The sequence below is a fragment of the Mesorhizobium ciceri biovar biserrulae WSM1271 genome (genome assembly GCF_000185905.1).
Lineage (GTDB): Bacteria > Pseudomonadota > Alphaproteobacteria > Rhizobiales > Rhizobiaceae > Mesorhizobium > Mesorhizobium ciceri.
On the sequence record NC_014923.1, the window covers coordinates 4,108,037 to 4,123,074 of the forward strand.

The following is a 15,038-nucleotide window of genomic DNA, read 5'->3' on the forward strand; positions in this document are numbered from 1 at the left end:
TCGTCAGTCGCTGGTGACCATCATGGCTGAAATCTCGGCCTCGGCCGCCTTGGCGCCGTCGACCATGGCTTCACAAGCGAATTTGAGCAGGTTGCCGCGTTTCTTGATTTTCTTGACATAGATCTTCAACTGGTCGCCGGGAACGACCGGTTTGCGGAATTTGGCGTTGTCGATGGTCAGGAAATAGACCAGCGACGGCTTTTCGGTACCCAGGCTGCGGATACAGATGGCGCCGGCCGTCTGCGCCATCGCCTCAACGATAAGCACACCCGGCATGACCGGCTGCTCAGGGAAATGGCCCTGAAAATGCGGCTCGTTTATGGTCACGTTCTTGATGCCGATGGCGGATTCGTCACCATCGATGTCGACGATACGATCGATCATCAGGAACGGATAGCGGTGCGGCAGGAGCTTCATCAGCCCCATGATGTCGACCGCTTCCAGCGTCGTCGACGCGATCATGTCAGCCATTGCCTCCCTCGCCCTGTTTGCGGGTCCTGGCGAGCTTGCGCAGCATGGCTATCTCCCGCATGGCTTCCGCCATCGGCTGTGCCGGATAGCCGCCCCAGATCTCGCCTGCAGGGACATTGCTCATAAATCCACTTCTGGCGGCAAGCTTGGCCCCTGTCCCTATGGTCAGGTGATCCGCAAGCCCTACGCCGCCGCCCATGGTGACATTGTCACCCACGACCACAGAACCCGAAATACCCGAAAGCCCGGCTATTATGCAATTGCGGCCGATGCGGACGTTATGGGCGATCTGCACGAGATTGTCGATCTTGGTGCCTTGGCCGATGATCGTATCGGACATGGCGCCGCGATCGACGGTGGTGTTGGAGCCGATCTCGACGTCGTCCTGGATAACGACACGACCGATCTGCGGCACGCGTTCGGGACCCTTGGCCCCGCCGACGAAGCCAAAACCATCCTGGCCTATCCTGGCGCCGCCATGAATGATGACGCGATTGCCGATCAAGGCATACTGGATGCTGGCGCCCGGACCGACATAGCCGTCGCGGCCGATCTGGCAGGATTGTCCGATGACCGCATTCGGGGCGATGACAGTACCGCTGCCGATCGAAGCGCCTGGCCCGATAACCGCGCCGGCCTCGATGACGGCACCGGCTTCGACATGCGCGGTCGCATCGACATGAGCGTGCGGCGAGACGCCGGTTTCACTGGTCATCGGCCCTGGTGTCGCTGCCCTCGGAAACAGCAGACGCCCGATCAGCGCGAAGGCCTGTTGCGGACGCGGATGAATGAGAACGGCAACGCTTGCCGGCGCCTTGCCGGCAAATTCCGCCGGGCACAGCACCGCGGCAGCCCGCAGCGACGGCATCAGCGCGGAATTACGCTTGCCGTCGACAAAGACGAGCGCATTCTCGCCGCCCTCGCTGGCCGGCGCGAGTGCTTCGATCGAAATATTGGAGTGGCCGGAATCGACAAGCACCGAGCCGGTCAGATTCGCGACTTCGCCCGCCGTATACCGGCGTGATGGCGCGAAGAACACCGGATCGGTCATTCCAGAAGCTATATCCAGCTAGGTCGGAACATTTCTCCCGGACCCTGAAGACCCGAGAGCATCGTTGGCCGCCGATCAGAAGCGGGTCGATATGCCGAAGTTGAATTCCTGCACGTCGTCGCGCGCTTCCTTCTTGACCGGGATCGCATAGTCGATACGGATCGGACCGAACGGCGACGCCCACATCAGACCAACGCCGACAGAGGCACGCAGCTGCATGTCCGTTGACTCCTGAGCAACGCTCGTAACCTTGCTGCCATAGAGAGTCGCCGCGTCAGCAAACACAGCTCCGCGAAGGCCGAAGCTTTCCGGAACGACTGGCAGCGGGAACTGGGCTTCAGCAGAAGCATTGAAGTAGGTCGTACCGCCGAGATGGTCACCCGTGAGAGGATCCACAGGCCCGATACCGCCATAGGCGAAGCCACGGATCATGCGGTCCGTGCTCTGGAACTGATCGAAGATACGCAGGCCGTCACTGCCATAACCCTCGACATGGCCGGCGCCGCCCGAAATAAGGCCGACAAGATCAAGCGACTCGGACAACGTCTGATAGACGCTGCCGCGTCCCGTGATCTTCACGAACTTGGCATCGCCGCCAAGACCGGCCACTTCGACGGTTGTGTTGGCATAGATACCCTCATGCGGGTTCTTCATGTCGTCGATGGTGTTGTAGACCAGCCCGAGACTGACCGACGACTTGATCCAAGGGCTCTGATCGATGCCATCAAGGATTGCAGTTGAGATATTGCAAGGGCTGCCAGGAATATAAACCCCATCGGTCAAGCAACCATCGTCAACTTTATATTTTTCCTGCGAGATGTTGTACGCCAACTGGGTCGTGATGCTGTCGGTGATCGGCAGGCCGAAACGGATCGTCGCGCCCGTGGTATCGCTGTCATAGTTGTTGTTGTATTCCCGCGTCGACTTATAGATGTCGAAACCGGCGGCGATGCGCCGTCCGAGGAAATAAGGCTCGGTGAAGGACAGGCTGTAGTCGCGTGAATTCTTGCCGCCGCCCGCAGACAGCTTGATGAACTGACCGCGACCGAGGAAGTTGCGCTCGGTCACCGAGCCTTCGACCGACGGACCGGCCGTGTCGCCACCGGTCGAATAACCAGCACCCACCGAGAACTCGCCGGTCGATTTCTCAACCACGTCGACCACCAGAACGACCTGGTCGGGCTGCGAGCCAGGCACGGTCGAGATGTCGACTTTCTCAAAGTAATTCAAGTTTTCCAGGCGCTTCTTCGCGCGCTGGATGAGCACCTGGTTGAAGGCGTCGCCTTCGCTGACGTCGAACTCCCGGCGAATGACATAGTCACGCGTGCGATCGTTGCCGCGGATCTCGATGCGCTCGATATAGGCCTTGGTGCCCTGGTCGATCGTATAGACCACCGAAATGGTGTGGTTCTCGAAATTGCGGTCGCCGCGCGGCGTGACCTGCGCGAAGGCATAGCCGGAACCGGCCACCTTCTCGGTCAGCGCGATGATGGAATCCTCGACGTTCTTGGCGTTGTAGACGTCACCCTTGTGGGTCTCGATCACCGATTCCAGCGACTTGCCGTCGACTTCAGGGATCGTGCTCTCGACGCTGACATCGCCGAACGTGTAGCGGTCGCCTTCCTGGACGGTGATGGTGACCGTGTACTTGTTCGTCGCGCTGTCGAGCTCGCCGACGGCGGACACGACCTGGAAGTCGGCATAGCCGTGATTGTAGTAGAAGCGGCGCAGCAGCTCCTGGTCCGCGCGCAGCTTGTCATCGTCGTAGACGTCGTCGCGCAGGATGAAGGAAACCCAGGACGAACGCTTGGTGTTGATGATATCCGACAGGCGGCGGCTGGAATAGGCGCTGTTGCCGACGAAATTGATCGCCGCGATCTGCGTGCGATCGCCTTCGGCAATGTTGAAGACCACATTCACGCGATTGTCGCCAAGCTGCATGACCTGCGTGGTCACGGTCACGTCGTCGCGACCAATGCGCTTGTAGGCAGCCTTGACCGATTCCACGTCGGCATCGAGCGTCGCCTGCGAGAACGTTCCGCGCGGCTTCAGCTGCACCGCCGCCGCGAGCGCATTGTCCTTGAGCTTCTTGTTGTTCTGGAACAGCACCTGGTTGACAACCTGATACTCGGCAACCTTGACCACCAGCGTCGAGCCGACCTGGTTGATCTGCACGTCCGAAAACAGGCCGGTGCCAAACAGTGCCTTGACCGCACCGTCGATATCGGAACTGGAGAAAGCCTTGCCCGGCTTGATGGTGATGTAATTGCGGATGGTCTCAGCGTCGATACGCTGGTTGCCGCTTACTTCGACTCTGCTGACGACAGCGGCTTCAGCCGCCGATGTGGCAACGAACTGCACTGCGAGCGCGCCTGGCACGACCATGGCCGCGGACAGGGTCACCGCGGACGCGGCGCTTAGAAACTTGGATGCTGCCTTCATCGGGCTTAATAACCTTTTCTCGTAGTCCCCACGGCGAGAAAACCGGACGTGCGGTAATTTCCCCTACCGTATTAACCGGATTTTCCCTACACGCAAGGCTTCTGGTTAATTTGTATTTACTTAACCCTGCGGCGTGGCTTTCGCGTCACTCATATCCCCTTGCATGGTAAACGGCGTCTCAACAGCGTCCATGCAGAAGCCAAATTTCTTCATGATTTCAGCACCCAAACAGATCGTTCCAAAAAACGAACCCCATGAAGCACAGCACCAGAAGCAACCCGGCCCGATAGGCCATTTCCATCATCCGTTCCGACACCGGACGGCGAATGACAGCCTCCACCCCGTAGAACAAGAGGTGACCGCCGTCGAGGGGGGGAATCGGCAAAAGGTTCAGAATTCCGATGCCAACGGATAGCAGTGCAACCAGTTGCACGAGCCATTCGAATCCCAGTTTCGCAGCCCTGCCCGCCATGTCGGCGATCTTCACCGGGCCGCCCAGCTGACATTTGTCTTCGCGCCCGACAACAAAGCGCTGCAGGAACTGGCCGGTGCGCTGGATGACGTGACCGGTTTCCTCGACCGCTGCCGCGACAGCTCCAACAGGCGTGTAGGTGATGAGCCGTGGCTGGCCGAGTTCCTTGTTGTTGACGACACCGATTACAGCGACCTTGACCTTGTTGCCGAGCGCGTCTTCCTGTTCCATCAGCCGCGGTGCCGCGGTCACAGTGACCTCCCGGCCGTCGCGCAGCATGACGAAAGTGATTGCGTCGTCCGCACGGCCCGAGACCAGGCGTTGGACGTCGCCAAAGGTTTCGACCTTGTTGCCGTCGACGCTGACGAATCGGTCGCCGGGAAGGATGCCGGCCTTCGCCGCCGGGCTGTCGGCGGTCACCTCGGCCACCATCGGCTCGGCGACATAGCGGCCATAGGCGGTGAACAGCACGGAAAAGACGACGATCGTCAGCAGGAAATTGAACAGCGGTCCGGCCACCACCGTTGCCGCGCGCTTCCAGATCGGCTGCGTGTGGAAGGCGACCTTGCGCTCTTCCTCGGTCAGCCTTTCAATTTCTTCCGACGTCGGCTGGCTCGATGTGGCGTTCATGTCGCCGACGAATTTGACATAGCCGCCAAGCGGTATCGCACACAGTTTCCAGCGCGTGCCGTGGCTGTCGTTGAAGCCGAAGAGTTCCGGGCCGAAGCCGATCGAGAAGGCCCTGACGCCGATGCCGCACCAGCGCCCGACAAGGTAATGGCCCATTTCGTGGACGAACACGACCACGGTCAGCACGAAGAGGAATGGCACCAGCGTGCCGAGGACAAAGCCTTGTGTGCTGAAAAGCGCGTGAAGAATCTCGTTCAAGACAAACCCTCAAATTCTTCCACGGCGCAGACTGCGCCGTGACTGTGACACCAATCCGGGCGAATCCAAGGCGCATCGCGCAAAGGACCTGAAATGACACCACTCAAACGGGAAACAGACCCTGCGCCGGATGATCGGCGTTCGCCGAAATCCAGCCGATGACGTATAGGGCGAATGCGGCTGCGACAAGCCCATCGACACGATCCATGACGCCGCCATGGCCCGGGATGAGCGCGCCTGAGTCCTTGCGGCCATGGCGGCGCTTGACCCAGGATTCAAACAGGTCGCCTGCCTGCGAGACAATCGACAGCACGAGCGCCACCAGGCCGAGCAATGCCAGATTGCCGACACCGGCAGCTACGGCGAGGACCAGCCCGGCGACGACGCCGCCGAGCGCACCGCCGAGCGCGCCGCTGCGCGTCTTGCCGGGCGAGATAGAGGGCGCCAGTTTCGGCCCCCCAACGGCACGGCCAACGAAATAGGCAAGGATATCGGTGGCCCAGACGACCGCAAACAGGAACAGGATGGCAATGAGGCCCGAACGATCGCCATCGCGCAGCAAGGCGAGCGACAGGCCTGAAACCGCGGCATAGGCGAGGCCGCTCGCATCCCATTGTCCGGTCTTGCGAAGCGAGGCGGCTATCGCCGTTGCGGCAACAATGGCCGCCACAAGCGGTAGCAGCCAGGAGGCGGCCAGGCCGCCGATCAAGGCGCCAACGAAGACGACCAGCAATGCTTCCGGCAGGAAACCCAGGCCCGTGACCCCGGTCGGGCGCGACATGCGGGTCCATTCATAGAAGATCGCCGCCGATATTACGGCGCACAGCAGCCGGAACGGCAGACCGCCGATCCAGGTCAAACCGAGAGTGATGATGGCGAGCACGATCGCCGAAACGACACGCAGCTGGAGATTGCTCATCCCGCGGCCGGTCGCGAAGCGACGTCCTGGCCTCCAAGTCCGCCGAAACGGCGTTCGCGGCCAGCAAATTCACGCAAGGCCTCGGCAAGGTGTTCGCGGCTGAAGTCGGGCCAGTAGCAAGGCAGGAAGACGAGCTCGCTATAGGCGGCCTGCCACAGGAGGAAATTCGACAGCCGAAGCTCGCCGCTGGTGCGAATGACCAGTTCCGGGTCGGGAATGCCTTGCGTATCAAGCGCAACGGCAAAGCTTTCGGCAGATATCGCCTCGGCGTCGAGTTCGCCACGCGCCACGGCCAAAGCGAGCTTTTGCGCCGTGCGAACGATCTCGTCGCGTCCGCCATAGTTGAAGGCGATCACCAGCGTCAGAGATTCATTTGCAGCCGTCAGCGTTTCGGCCTCGTCGAGCAGTCCCCTGATATCGGGCTGCAGCCCTGCCCGGTCGCCGATGATTCTAACCCGCACACCGCTCTGGTGCAGTTCGGCAAGGTCACGGCGGATGAACATTTTCAGAAGGCCCATCAGGTCGCTGACCTCGGATTTCGGCCGCGACCAGTTCTCCGACGAGAAAGCGTAGACGGTCAGGTAGGAGATGCCGAGCCCGGGTGCTGCGCGCACCGTCTTGCGCAGCGCCTCGACGCCGGCACGATGGCCCGCAAGACGAGGCAAGCCGCGCGCCTTGGCCCAGCGTCCGTTTCCGTCCATGATGATCGCGACATGCGCGGGCGTTGCCATGTTCTCGCTTTCGGGTCAGCCGGAGGCCAAGACCCTAAACCTGCATGATTTCAGCTTCCTTATCGGAAAGCAGGTGGTCGATGGTGCTGATCGTCTCGTCGGTAAGTTTCTGAACCTGGTCCGAGCGCTTGCGCTGATCGTCCTCGCTGATGTCGCCGTCCTTCTCCGCCTTCTTCAGGAAGTCCATGCCGTCGCGGCGCACATGGCGCGCGGCGACCCGGGCGTTCTCGGCGTAGGTGTGCGAGATCTTGACCAGTTCCTTGCGTCGCTGTTCGTTGAGTTCGGGAAGCGGAATCCTGAGGTTGGTGCCGTCCACGATCGGGTTGAAACCCAGATTGGATTCGCGGATCGCGCGGTCGACCGCGCCGACCATCGACTTGTCCCATACCGATACCGAGATCATGCGCGGCTCCGGCACCGAGACGTTGGCGACCTGGTTGATCGGCATGGTGGTGCCATAGGCCTGCACCTGGATCGCATCGAGCAGATTGCTGGAGGCGCGACCGGTCCGCAGCGAAGCCAGATCATGCTTGAACGCGGCGATGGCCCCATCCATGCGCCGCTTGAGATCGTCGTACTCACCACTCATCTTTATCTCCTCGACCCGTCTAATGCGGGCTCACTGCTTCGGGGCCGTCTTCGAATCGGACCTTCGAAAACCGGTTTCCCTTCGGGCCAGGCCGCCGATCAATCGTCCGCGACGACCGTGCAGCGGCCGCCGCCCCTCAGAATATCGCCGAAACCACCTTTTTCGTGGATCGAATAGACGATTATCGGAATGTTGTTTTCGCGCGCAAGTGCAATCGCTGCAGTATCCATGATGGAAAGGCCGCGATTTATGACTTCGCCATGGCTGATGCGCTCGAAACGCGTCGCATTCGGGTCCTTCTTCGGGTCCGCCGAGTAGACGCCGTCGACCTGAGTACCCTTGAACAGTGCGTCGGCGCCAATTTCAGCCGCGCGGAGGGCGGCGGCCGAATCAGTGGTGAAGAACGGATTGCCGGTGCCGCCGGCGAAGATCACCACCTTGCCCTGGTTCATGTAGGCAGTCGCCTGGCGCTGCGAAAAGCTCTCGCAAAGTTCGGGCATGGCGATCGCCGAAAGCACCACGGCGTCGACGCCGATCTTGTTCAACGACGTGCGCAGCGCCAGCGAGTTGATCACCGTGGCAAGCATGCCCATGTGGTCGCCGGTGACACGGTCGCCGCCCTTGGAGGCAACCGCCACGCCGCGAAAGATGTTGCCGCCGCCGATGACGACGCCGACCTCGATGCCCAATGCACGCGCCTCGGCGATGTCGCCGGCGATGCGATCCACCACTGAAACGTCGATGCCGAAATGCTGCTCGCCCATCAATGCTTCGCCCGACGCTTTCAACAAGACACGTCGGTAGAGGGGCTTCACCGTCATCTGGGCCTCTTCATTTGCATGTGGCGCGTTCCGGTGGCTACCCTCGCGCAGGCGCCGCCTCGAAACAATGGCGTTCCGATACACGAAGGGCGCCGCGATGTCACGCGGCGCCCAAACGGCAAATTCGCCGGTTTCCTGTCCCATCAATCAATTGGTGGACACGCTGGCCGACTCTCCTTCGATAAGCCCCGGTGACACGTAGTTGGAGGGCTTGTCGCCGGTTGTCGCGCCGCCGGTGACGCGCGCCTGTATCTGCGCGCCGAAATAGGAATAGGGAAACGGCGCTGGAGTTCTGCTGACCCTCTCCAGCCGGTCGCGATGCGCTTTCGGAATCTCGAAATCCAGCGCGCCAAGATTGTCCTGCATTTGGCTGAGCGTCGTCGCACCGAGAATGACGGTCGCGATCCCCGGCTGCGTCGCCACCCAGTTGAGCGCGACCTGAGGCATGCTGCGGCCGATCTCGGATGCGACCTTCTCGAGTTCGGCCACGATAGCCCAGTTGCGTTGCGTGAACTTTTGGAAACCCGGATGTGTCGAGTTGCGAAATCCGTCGAGCCGGCCCGCGTTTCCGGCCTGAGCCGGCCGATACTTGCCGCTCAGCAGTCCGCTGGCCAGCGGGCTCCACACCATGATGCCGGCGCCATGGCGCGTGCCGAATGGCACGAACTCATTCTCGATTGCGCGTTCGGCCAATGAATATTCGAGCTGTAGCGCCGAAACCGGCTCATATCCGCGCAATTCGGCGATCGCCTGTGCGCGGCCCGCATACCAGGTGGGCACATCCGAAAGGCCGACATGGCGCACCTTGCCCATCCGAACCAGGTCGTCCAGCGTGCGCATGACCTCCTCGGCCGGGGTCAGCCTGTCCCAGACATGCATGAGATAGAGATCGATATAGTCGGTCCCCAACCGTTTCAGCGAAGCATCGACGGCCCGCATGATGTTCTTGCGGCCATTGCCGCCGGCATTCGGATTGCCGGGCTGCATGTTCATGGTGAACTTGCTGGCGATCACCGCCATGTCGCGCAAGCCGCGCTCGGCGATGAATTCGCCAAGCCAGGCTTCGGCCGTGCCGTCTGTGTAGAGATCCGCCGTGTCGAAGAAATTGCCGCCCGCCTCGACATAGGCGTCGAACATCGCCCGCGCCGTATCCCTGTCGGCTCCCCAGCCCCATTCCGTGCCGAAAGTCATCGTGCCCAGCGCCAGCCGGCTGACCCTGAGGCCGCTGTTGCCAAGAGTGTAGTAGGTCATGGTCATAATCGTCTTCCAATGCTTGGTGACAGATGCCCGAGCGTCACTGGCCCGGAGTGGTCTTGACCCAGGGATTGCCGCGCTCGTGTGTCATGCGGAACGCAAAGCCATCGACCTTCCAGCCATCCGCAAAACGCGTCAGGTGATGCTCATAGGTGCCCCAGACCTCCCAAAGCGGGTCGCCATTGCCTTCCATCCGGTTCCAGGCATAGCCGGTCGACAGGACAGTCGCCGTGTCCCCTTCGAGAACGACCTGGTGATTGGTGCGCAGATGCAGGCTTGTCTTGCTGCCCTTGAGGTTGGCCGCCCAGGCGCCAATCAGGTCGTCGGAAGCGATGTTGGCCGCCGGCTGTCCGGAAAGGCTGCTGAAATCGGCAGTGGCCCGATCCGCGAAATAGCTGCGTGCAAGCTTCCAGTCCTGGGCGTCGACGGCCCGGTCGATGGCATCGGCAATGCGAATGACCGCGCGTTCGTCTGCGAGCGCCCGCCAGTCTGATGGCTCCGCCCCGCCGGCGTCCATCGGCGCCAACGCCATGCCTGCCGCGAAAGTTACACGCTTCAACGCATTCATGTTCTTTCTCCTCGATGCCATCAGCCCGTCGCCGATGTGCTGCCGACAATTTGGACCGCCAGGCTGACATCGATAAGATTGCATGGTTCGCATGGACCATGCGATATCATGCATGAATGGACCGGGACCTGCTCCCTCACCTGCCTGTGATCGTCGCCGTGGCCCGACGCGGCGGGTTCGCGCTTGCCGCCGCCGAACTCGGCATGAGCCCTTCGGCAGTCAGCCATGCGGTGCGCATTGTCGAAGAGCGGATCGGCCAGCCTTTGTTCGCCCGGACGACGCGCAGCGTTTCGCTCACCGAGGCCGGCAAGGCGCTGGTGGAAACGGCGGCTCCGGCCCTCCAGGATATTGCCGAGCGGATGGACCGTATCCGCAGCGTCAAAGGCAGGCCGTCTGGCCTGCTCAGGATCAACGCCTCCAACATCGCCATACCATTGGCGGTGACGCCGGTGGTCGCGGCGATGGCCGAGCGCTATCCGGAGGTTACGGTGGAGGTCTTCGCTGACCAGGGTCTGGTTGATATCGTCGGCGAAGGCTTCGATGCCGGCATCCGGCTTGGCGAGATGATCGCCCAGGACATGGTCGCGGTCCGGCTGACGCCGCCGTTCTCCGTCGTCATTGTCGCCTCGCCCGCTTACATCGGAAGGCACGGCCGTCCCAGCAGCGTTGCCGATTTGGCGAACCACAATTGTATTGGCTACCGGCTCGTCCGCTCCGGTGCGCTCTATCGCTGGGATCTGATCGAGGATGGCAAGGACATCGCCATGGAGACGCGGGGCAGCGTTGTCGTGACGGATTCGCTCGCAGCAATCGATCTTGCGCTTGCAGGCGTCGGGCTTGCCTATGTCTTCGAGCCGCTGGCGCGCGCCGATCTTGCCGCGGGCCGCCTGGTCCAGGTGCTGCCGCAGACGGCGATCGAGGAACCGGGGCTATTCCTCTATTTCCCGCGCCGGGCGTCAATGGCGCCGAAGCTCAGGGCCTTTATCGACACCGCACAAGAAATCGGCCGGGCATCCTTGCGGACACCCGGCCGAGTTGCCTGAGCTGAGAAGCCCCTTCAGGGGCTATTTGTAAGGATTATTTCTTCACCGCAGCCGCGACTTCCGCCGCGAAATCGGTCTCTTCCTTTTCAATGCCTTCGCCGAGCGCAAAGCGCAGATAGGCGGAGATCTTGGCCGGAGCGCCGATTTCCTTCTCGGCATCCTTCAGTGCCTGCTCGACAGTGATGTCGGGATTGAGCACGAAGGCCTGCTTCAGGAGCACGACTTCCTCATAGAACTTGCGTAGGCGGCCTTCGACCATCTTTTCGATGATCGCTTCCGGCTTGCCGGACTGGCGCGCCTGATCGGCGAAGATCGCCTTCTCGCGCTCGACCGCAGCCGGATCGATCTGCTCGGCCGTCAGCGCCAGCGGGTTGGTGGCGGCGACATGCATGGCAACCTGGCGGCCAAAGGCATTGGCGGCATGCTCATTGCCCGTGGTCTCGATCGCGACCAGAACGCCGAGCTTGCCAAGACCATCGGCAACTGCGTTGTGGACGTAGGTGGCGACAGCACCGTGCGGGACGGTGAGCTTGGCCGAGCGGCGGAAGCCCATGTTTTCGCCGATGGTGCCGACAGCGTCCTTGATGGTGTCGGCAACCGACTTGTCGGAACCCGGATACTTTGCGGCGGCCACAGCCTCCGTCGTGCCATAGGCCAGCGCAACCTTGGCAACATTGGCGACGATTTCCTGAAACGCGGCGTTGCGGGCAACGAAGTCGGTCTCGGAATTGACTTCCACGACGGCAGCCTCGCGCACGCCGTTGTCGACGCCGATCAGACCTTCAGCCGCGGTGCGGCCAGCCTTCTTGTCGGCCTTGGAGATACCCTTCTTGCGCAGCCAGTCGACGGCCTCTTCCATGTTGCCGTTGGTCTCGGTCAACGCCGCCTTGCAATCCATCATGCCCGCGCCGGTCAAGTCGCGGAGTTCTTTGACCTGTGCAGCCGAAATGCTCATTGTCGCCTCTTTGTTTTAAATGCACCGACGCACCATCGGTATTCGATGGTGCGTCTGTTTAGCGTGCCAGAATATGAGAAAGATGAAGGCCGCAACCGGCCTTCGATTATCAAGCTTCCGGAGCGTCTGCAGCCGGGGCCGGAGCCGGGTCGAGCGCGGGTTCGACGGGAGCTTCGATCGAAGCGCCGATGTCGACGCCGAGCGCGCCCTGCTGACGGGCGATGCCGTCGATCGCAGCTTTGGCGATCAGATCGCAATAGAGCTGGATGGCGCGGGCCGCGTCGTCATTGCCGGGGATCGGGAAGTCGATCTTGTCCGGATCGCAGTTCGAATCGATGATGGCGACGACCGGAATGCCGAGGCGCTTGGCCTCGAGGATGGCGATCGCTTCCTTGTTGGTGTCGATCACGAACATCAGGTCGGGCGTCGAGCCCATGTCCTTGATGCCGCCCAGCGCCTTGTCGAGCTTCTCGCGCTCGCGGTCGAGGTTCAGGCGTTCCTTCTTGGTCAACCCTTGCGCCTCGCCGGCCAGCATCTCGTCGAGCTTGCGCAGGCGCTGGATCGAATTCGAGATCGTCTTCCAGTTGGTCAGCATGCCGCCGAGCCAACGCGAGTTGACGTAGTACTGGGCCGAACGCTGTGCCGCATCGGCGACGATGTCGGACGCCTGGCGCTTGGTGCCGACGAACAGCACGCGGCCGCCCTTGGCGACGGTGTCGGAAACCTGCTTCAGCGCCTGGTGCAGCAAAGGCACCGTCTGCGAGAGGTCGATGATGTGGATGTTGTTGCGGGCGCCATAGATGTAGGGCGCCATTTTCGGGTTCCAGCGATGGGTCTGGTGGCCGAAGTGAATGCCAGCTTCCAAAAGCTGGCGCATGCTGAAATCAGGCAGTGCCATTCAAAGTTCCTTTCCGGTTAGCCTCCACGGACACAGGCATTTTTGGACTTTGTCCTCGAACGCCACCGGAGGTTTCAGCCGGATTTCTCCCGGGCAGACACCAAAGTCCGTGTGTGGAATGAGCGCGCATATAGAGGGGATGCGCGATAAACGCAAGGGCCGCGGGACCTGTGTGCGGCGTGCGACGATCCGCGCGCTGCCGTCAGCGCTTTATCTTGCCGTTCGGCACCCGCACCCGCCGGAAGACCGCGACGATCTCCTCGCGGCTGCATTCGATGGCGCCGAGCCGCACCGCACGGTCACGCTCGAAGCCGGTTATGTCGTAATGCGGCGCCGATGTCTTGGGCGGCCCCTGGTAGGATGAGCGCTTGACGCCAAGATGCGCGGCAAAGCGATGCAACTCGTCGGTGTCGTCGGCCAACAGATGGCACCAGCGATGGCCGGCCCAGTTCCAGATCGCTGCGTCGACATAGGCTGCCATAAAGCTTGCTGTCTGCCTTCCATCCGTCACGACAGTCGGCCACATGGCCCGGCTGATGTCAGTGACGATAGAATGGATTCGGATAGAAAATGAAGCCGCCATTGGCTGCAAGCTCGGCGACGATGTTGGTGACTGTATCCTGCATGCGACGGTGCAGATCGGCAACCGCATCGTCGATCGAGCCCGTATGCTCATGCAAGCCCAGTGCCTCCGGCACCCGGATGTGGGCGCAACGCGGCCCGGCTGGCTGCGGAACGAACCGGTTCATCGTGTCGCGCAGCCCGCCCCGACAATAGTCGTTGCGGATCCGCTTCAGATGTTCGGCGATCTCCTCCTGGCTAATGCGCGGATTGGCGCAGGCCCAGGGTCCGACGCGTTGCAGCCTCTGAACTCTATCGACGAGCGCGCGGACCTGCCTTTGCCGTTCGGCATCGCCAGTGTTTTCGCGCTGCCAGCGGCGCGCCCGCCGCAGAAGCTCGGTGATGTCGGCGACATCAATGTCGGCTGAGATGCTTTTGCCGAGCTGGCGGCTGAGCTCGGTGACCAAAACCCTCTGACGCTGGGCATAGGAAGCGCCTTGGTCGAACGGCATGCCGCTGGCAGCTTCATCGCGGGCCAGCAGTGTCGAATAGACATGGTGAATGCGCTGCGGCAGCGTGTCGGTCGCCTGGCGTTCTATTTTGAGGTTTTTCTCGACATAGGCGCATTCCTTCGCCAGTGCCGCTTCGACGTTGCCGGTGAAGGCAAGCTTCCAGACGACGGGCGCGATCCAGACCTTGAAATTGGAATCCGTGGCCCGACCGCGCTTGAGGGCTTCCAGTCCCATCTCGACGGCACCCGGCAGCAAAGACGCAACGACATTGGCATGCCAGCCGACGCCGCCTTCGGGATGCAGCAGCACGCCATGGCCTTTCAGGGCCCAGGCGATCGAGTGTTCCTTCGCTGCCCCGCTGTTGCCGGGAATCTGGGCGATCAGATTGTTGGCAAGCCAGAACTTCTGCATCAGCCGGCCAAGGCCGTTGACGACACCATTGGTCGCCCATGAGGCCGTGAGCGGGCTGACCTGCGACACGATTTCCTTGTCGATCATCCAGTCGGTGAAGAACTCGGGATGATTGGGTGTGATGAAGGTCGCCTTCCCTGCCCCGCAACTGGCCTTCAGCCGCTCAAGATCGGCGTCGGGAAAGTCGATATGGCGGACATTTGAGACGCCGCGCAGACCGGCCAGGCGATTGAACGGCAACAGATCCCGAAACCCGGGAATGCCGCGCAGCATGACGATCCGGTTGACGGATGTCATGGCCCTGATCAGTGCCGGGTTGGGCCGCGGCGCGACGAACGTATCGATCCTGCTCAAGCTGATCCCCCTCGCGCCTGGACGCTGGAAGAGGTTGAGAGACGATTGCGGCACGTTCAAGTCGTTCGTTACGACCACGCCGTGCCGTGGCAAATCAG

At 61.7% G+C, this 15,038-nt stretch carries 15 protein-coding genes; 1 reads left to right on the plus strand and 14 read right to left on the minus strand.

Going from position 1 to position 15,038, the window contains the following annotated elements:
* Window positions 1–3 precede the first annotated feature (3 nt).
* From fabZ to MESCI_RS20000, 10 genes are all read right to left on the minus strand, one after another.
* On the minus strand, window positions 4–471 hold the full coding sequence (gene fabZ, locus MESCI_RS19955) for a 3-hydroxyacyl-ACP dehydratase FabZ (RefSeq protein ID WP_013531753.1): 468 nt from the start codon (window positions 469–471) through the stop codon (window positions 4–6).
* A complete protein-coding gene (gene lpxD / locus MESCI_RS19960) occupies window positions 464–1,522 on the minus strand; it encodes a UDP-3-O-(3-hydroxymyristoyl)glucosamine N-acyltransferase (protein WP_013531754.1) in 1,059 nt (352 codons plus the stop codon). The genes fabZ and lpxD overlap by 8 nt, the downstream gene beginning before the upstream one ends.
* 75 nt (window positions 1,523–1,597) lie before the next feature.
* Window positions 1,598–3,964 (minus strand): outer membrane protein assembly factor BamA, encoded by a 2,367-nt coding sequence (gene bamA, locus MESCI_RS19965; RefSeq protein ID WP_013531755.1) that lies wholly within the window; start codon window positions 3,962–3,964, stop codon window positions 1,598–1,600.
* Window positions 3,965–4,181: 217 nt separating this feature from the next.
* Window positions 4,182–5,324 (minus strand): RIP metalloprotease RseP, encoded by a 1,143-nt coding sequence (gene rseP, locus MESCI_RS19970; RefSeq protein ID WP_013531756.1) that lies wholly within the window; start codon window positions 5,322–5,324, stop codon window positions 4,182–4,184.
* A 103-nt stretch (window positions 5,325–5,427) separates the two neighbouring features.
* Complete coding sequence (locus MESCI_RS19975) at window positions 5,428–6,243, minus strand: phosphatidate cytidylyltransferase (protein ID WP_013531757.1); 816 nt, start codon at window positions 6,241–6,243, stop codon at window positions 5,428–5,430.
* Window positions 6,240–6,974: an isoprenyl transferase gene (locus MESCI_RS19980; RefSeq protein WP_013531758.1), complete on the minus strand. Its 735-nt coding sequence runs from the start codon at window positions 6,972–6,974 to the stop codon at window positions 6,240–6,242. Before MESCI_RS19980 ends, MESCI_RS19975 begins: the two co-directional genes overlap by 4 nt.
* A gap of 34 nt (window positions 6,975–7,008) precedes the next feature.
* Window positions 7,009–7,563, minus strand: coding sequence for a ribosome recycling factor (gene frr, locus MESCI_RS19985; RefSeq protein WP_013531759.1), 555 nt, complete (start codon window positions 7,561–7,563; stop codon window positions 7,009–7,011).
* A gap of 98 nt (window positions 7,564–7,661) precedes the next feature.
* Entirely contained in the window at window positions 7,662–8,384 is a 723-nt protein-coding gene (pyrH, locus tag MESCI_RS19990; RefSeq protein WP_013531760.1) for a UMP kinase, read from the minus strand.
* Between the two features lie 147 nt (window positions 8,385–8,531).
* Window positions 8,532–9,641: an aldo/keto reductase gene (locus MESCI_RS19995; RefSeq protein ID WP_013531761.1), complete on the minus strand. Its 1,110-nt coding sequence runs from the start codon at window positions 9,639–9,641 to the stop codon at window positions 8,532–8,534.
* 37 nt (window positions 9,642–9,678) lie between these two features.
* Window positions 9,679–10,206 carry a nuclear transport factor 2 family protein gene (locus MESCI_RS20000; RefSeq protein ID WP_013531762.1) on the minus strand — a complete coding sequence of 176 codons (528 nt, stop codon included), beginning with the start codon at window positions 10,204–10,206 and terminating at the stop codon, window positions 9,679–9,681.
* A 116-nt stretch (window positions 10,207–10,322) separates the two neighbouring features.
* On the opposite strand from MESCI_RS20000, the gene MESCI_RS20005 reads away from it, so the two are divergent.
* Entirely contained in the window at window positions 10,323–11,249 is a 927-nt protein-coding gene (locus tag MESCI_RS20005) for a LysR family transcriptional regulator (protein ID WP_013531763.1), read from the plus strand.
* A 34-nt stretch (window positions 11,250–11,283) separates the two neighbouring features.
* Here MESCI_RS20005 and tsf read toward each other — a convergent pair whose 3' ends face one another.
* The 4 genes from tsf to MESCI_RS20025 form a co-directional block, all read right to left on the minus strand.
* Entirely contained in the window at window positions 11,284–12,204 is a 921-nt protein-coding gene (gene tsf / locus MESCI_RS20010; protein ID WP_013531764.1) for a translation elongation factor Ts, read from the minus strand.
* Window positions 12,205–12,313: 109 nt separating this feature from the next.
* The gene (gene rpsB, locus MESCI_RS20015) at window positions 12,314–13,102 is read right to left on the minus strand and encodes a 30S ribosomal protein S2 (RefSeq protein ID WP_013531765.1); all 789 of its coding nucleotides are present in this window, start codon (window positions 13,100–13,102) and stop codon (window positions 12,314–12,316) included.
* A gap of 202 nt (window positions 13,103–13,304) precedes the next feature.
* Entirely contained in the window at window positions 13,305–13,583 is a 279-nt protein-coding gene (locus MESCI_RS20020) for a DUF4031 domain-containing protein (RefSeq protein ID WP_013531766.1), read from the minus strand.
* A gap of 58 nt (window positions 13,584–13,641) precedes the next feature.
* Window positions 13,642–14,940, minus strand: coding sequence for a lysophospholipid acyltransferase family protein (locus MESCI_RS20025; protein ID WP_013531767.1), 1,299 nt, complete (start codon window positions 14,938–14,940; stop codon window positions 13,642–13,644).
* Window positions 14,941–15,038 lie beyond the last annotated feature (98 nt).

Excerpts from the sequence above, each read along its gene's own strand:
- MESCI_RS19975 (WP_013531757.1), bottom strand. The coding sequence starts at position 6,243 with ATGAGCAATCTCCAGCTGCGTGTCGTTTCGGCGATCGTGCTCGCCATC.
- lpxD (WP_013531754.1), bottom strand. The coding sequence starts at position 1,522 with ATGACCGATCCGGTGTTCTTCGCGCCATCACGCCGGTATACGGCGGGC.
- fabZ (WP_013531753.1), bottom strand. The coding sequence starts at position 471 with ATGGCTGACATGATCGCGTCGACGACGCTGGAAGCGGTCGACATCATG.
- rpsB (WP_013531765.1), bottom strand. The coding sequence starts at position 13,102 with ATGGCACTGCCTGATTTCAGCATGCGCCAGCTTTTGGAAGCTGGCATT.
- MESCI_RS19980 (WP_013531758.1), bottom strand. The coding sequence starts at position 6,974 with ATGGCAACGCCCGCGCATGTCGCGATCATCATGGACGGAAACGGACGC.
- MESCI_RS20020 (WP_013531766.1), bottom strand. The coding sequence starts at position 13,583 with ATGGCAGCCTATGTCGACGCAGCGATCTGGAACTGGGCCGGCCATCGC.
- MESCI_RS19995 (WP_013531761.1), bottom strand. The coding sequence starts at position 9,641 with ATGACCATGACCTACTACACTCTTGGCAACAGCGGCCTCAGGGTCAGC.
- frr (WP_013531759.1), bottom strand. The coding sequence starts at position 7,563 with ATGAGTGGTGAGTACGACGATCTCAAGCGGCGCATGGATGGGGCCATC.
- tsf (WP_013531764.1), bottom strand. The coding sequence starts at position 12,204 with ATGAGCATTTCGGCTGCACAGGTCAAAGAACTCCGCGACTTGACCGGC.
- bamA (WP_013531755.1), bottom strand. The coding sequence starts at position 3,964 with ATGAAGGCAGCATCCAAGTTTCTAAGCGCCGCGTCCGCGGTGACCCTG.
- pyrH (WP_013531760.1), bottom strand. The coding sequence starts at position 8,384 with ATGACGGTGAAGCCCCTCTACCGACGTGTCTTGTTGAAAGCGTCGGGC.
- MESCI_RS20000 (WP_013531762.1), bottom strand. The coding sequence starts at position 10,206 with ATGAATGCGTTGAAGCGTGTAACTTTCGCGGCAGGCATGGCGTTGGCG.
- MESCI_RS20005 (WP_013531763.1), top strand. The coding sequence starts at position 10,323 with ATGGACCGGGACCTGCTCCCTCACCTGCCTGTGATCGTCGCCGTGGCC.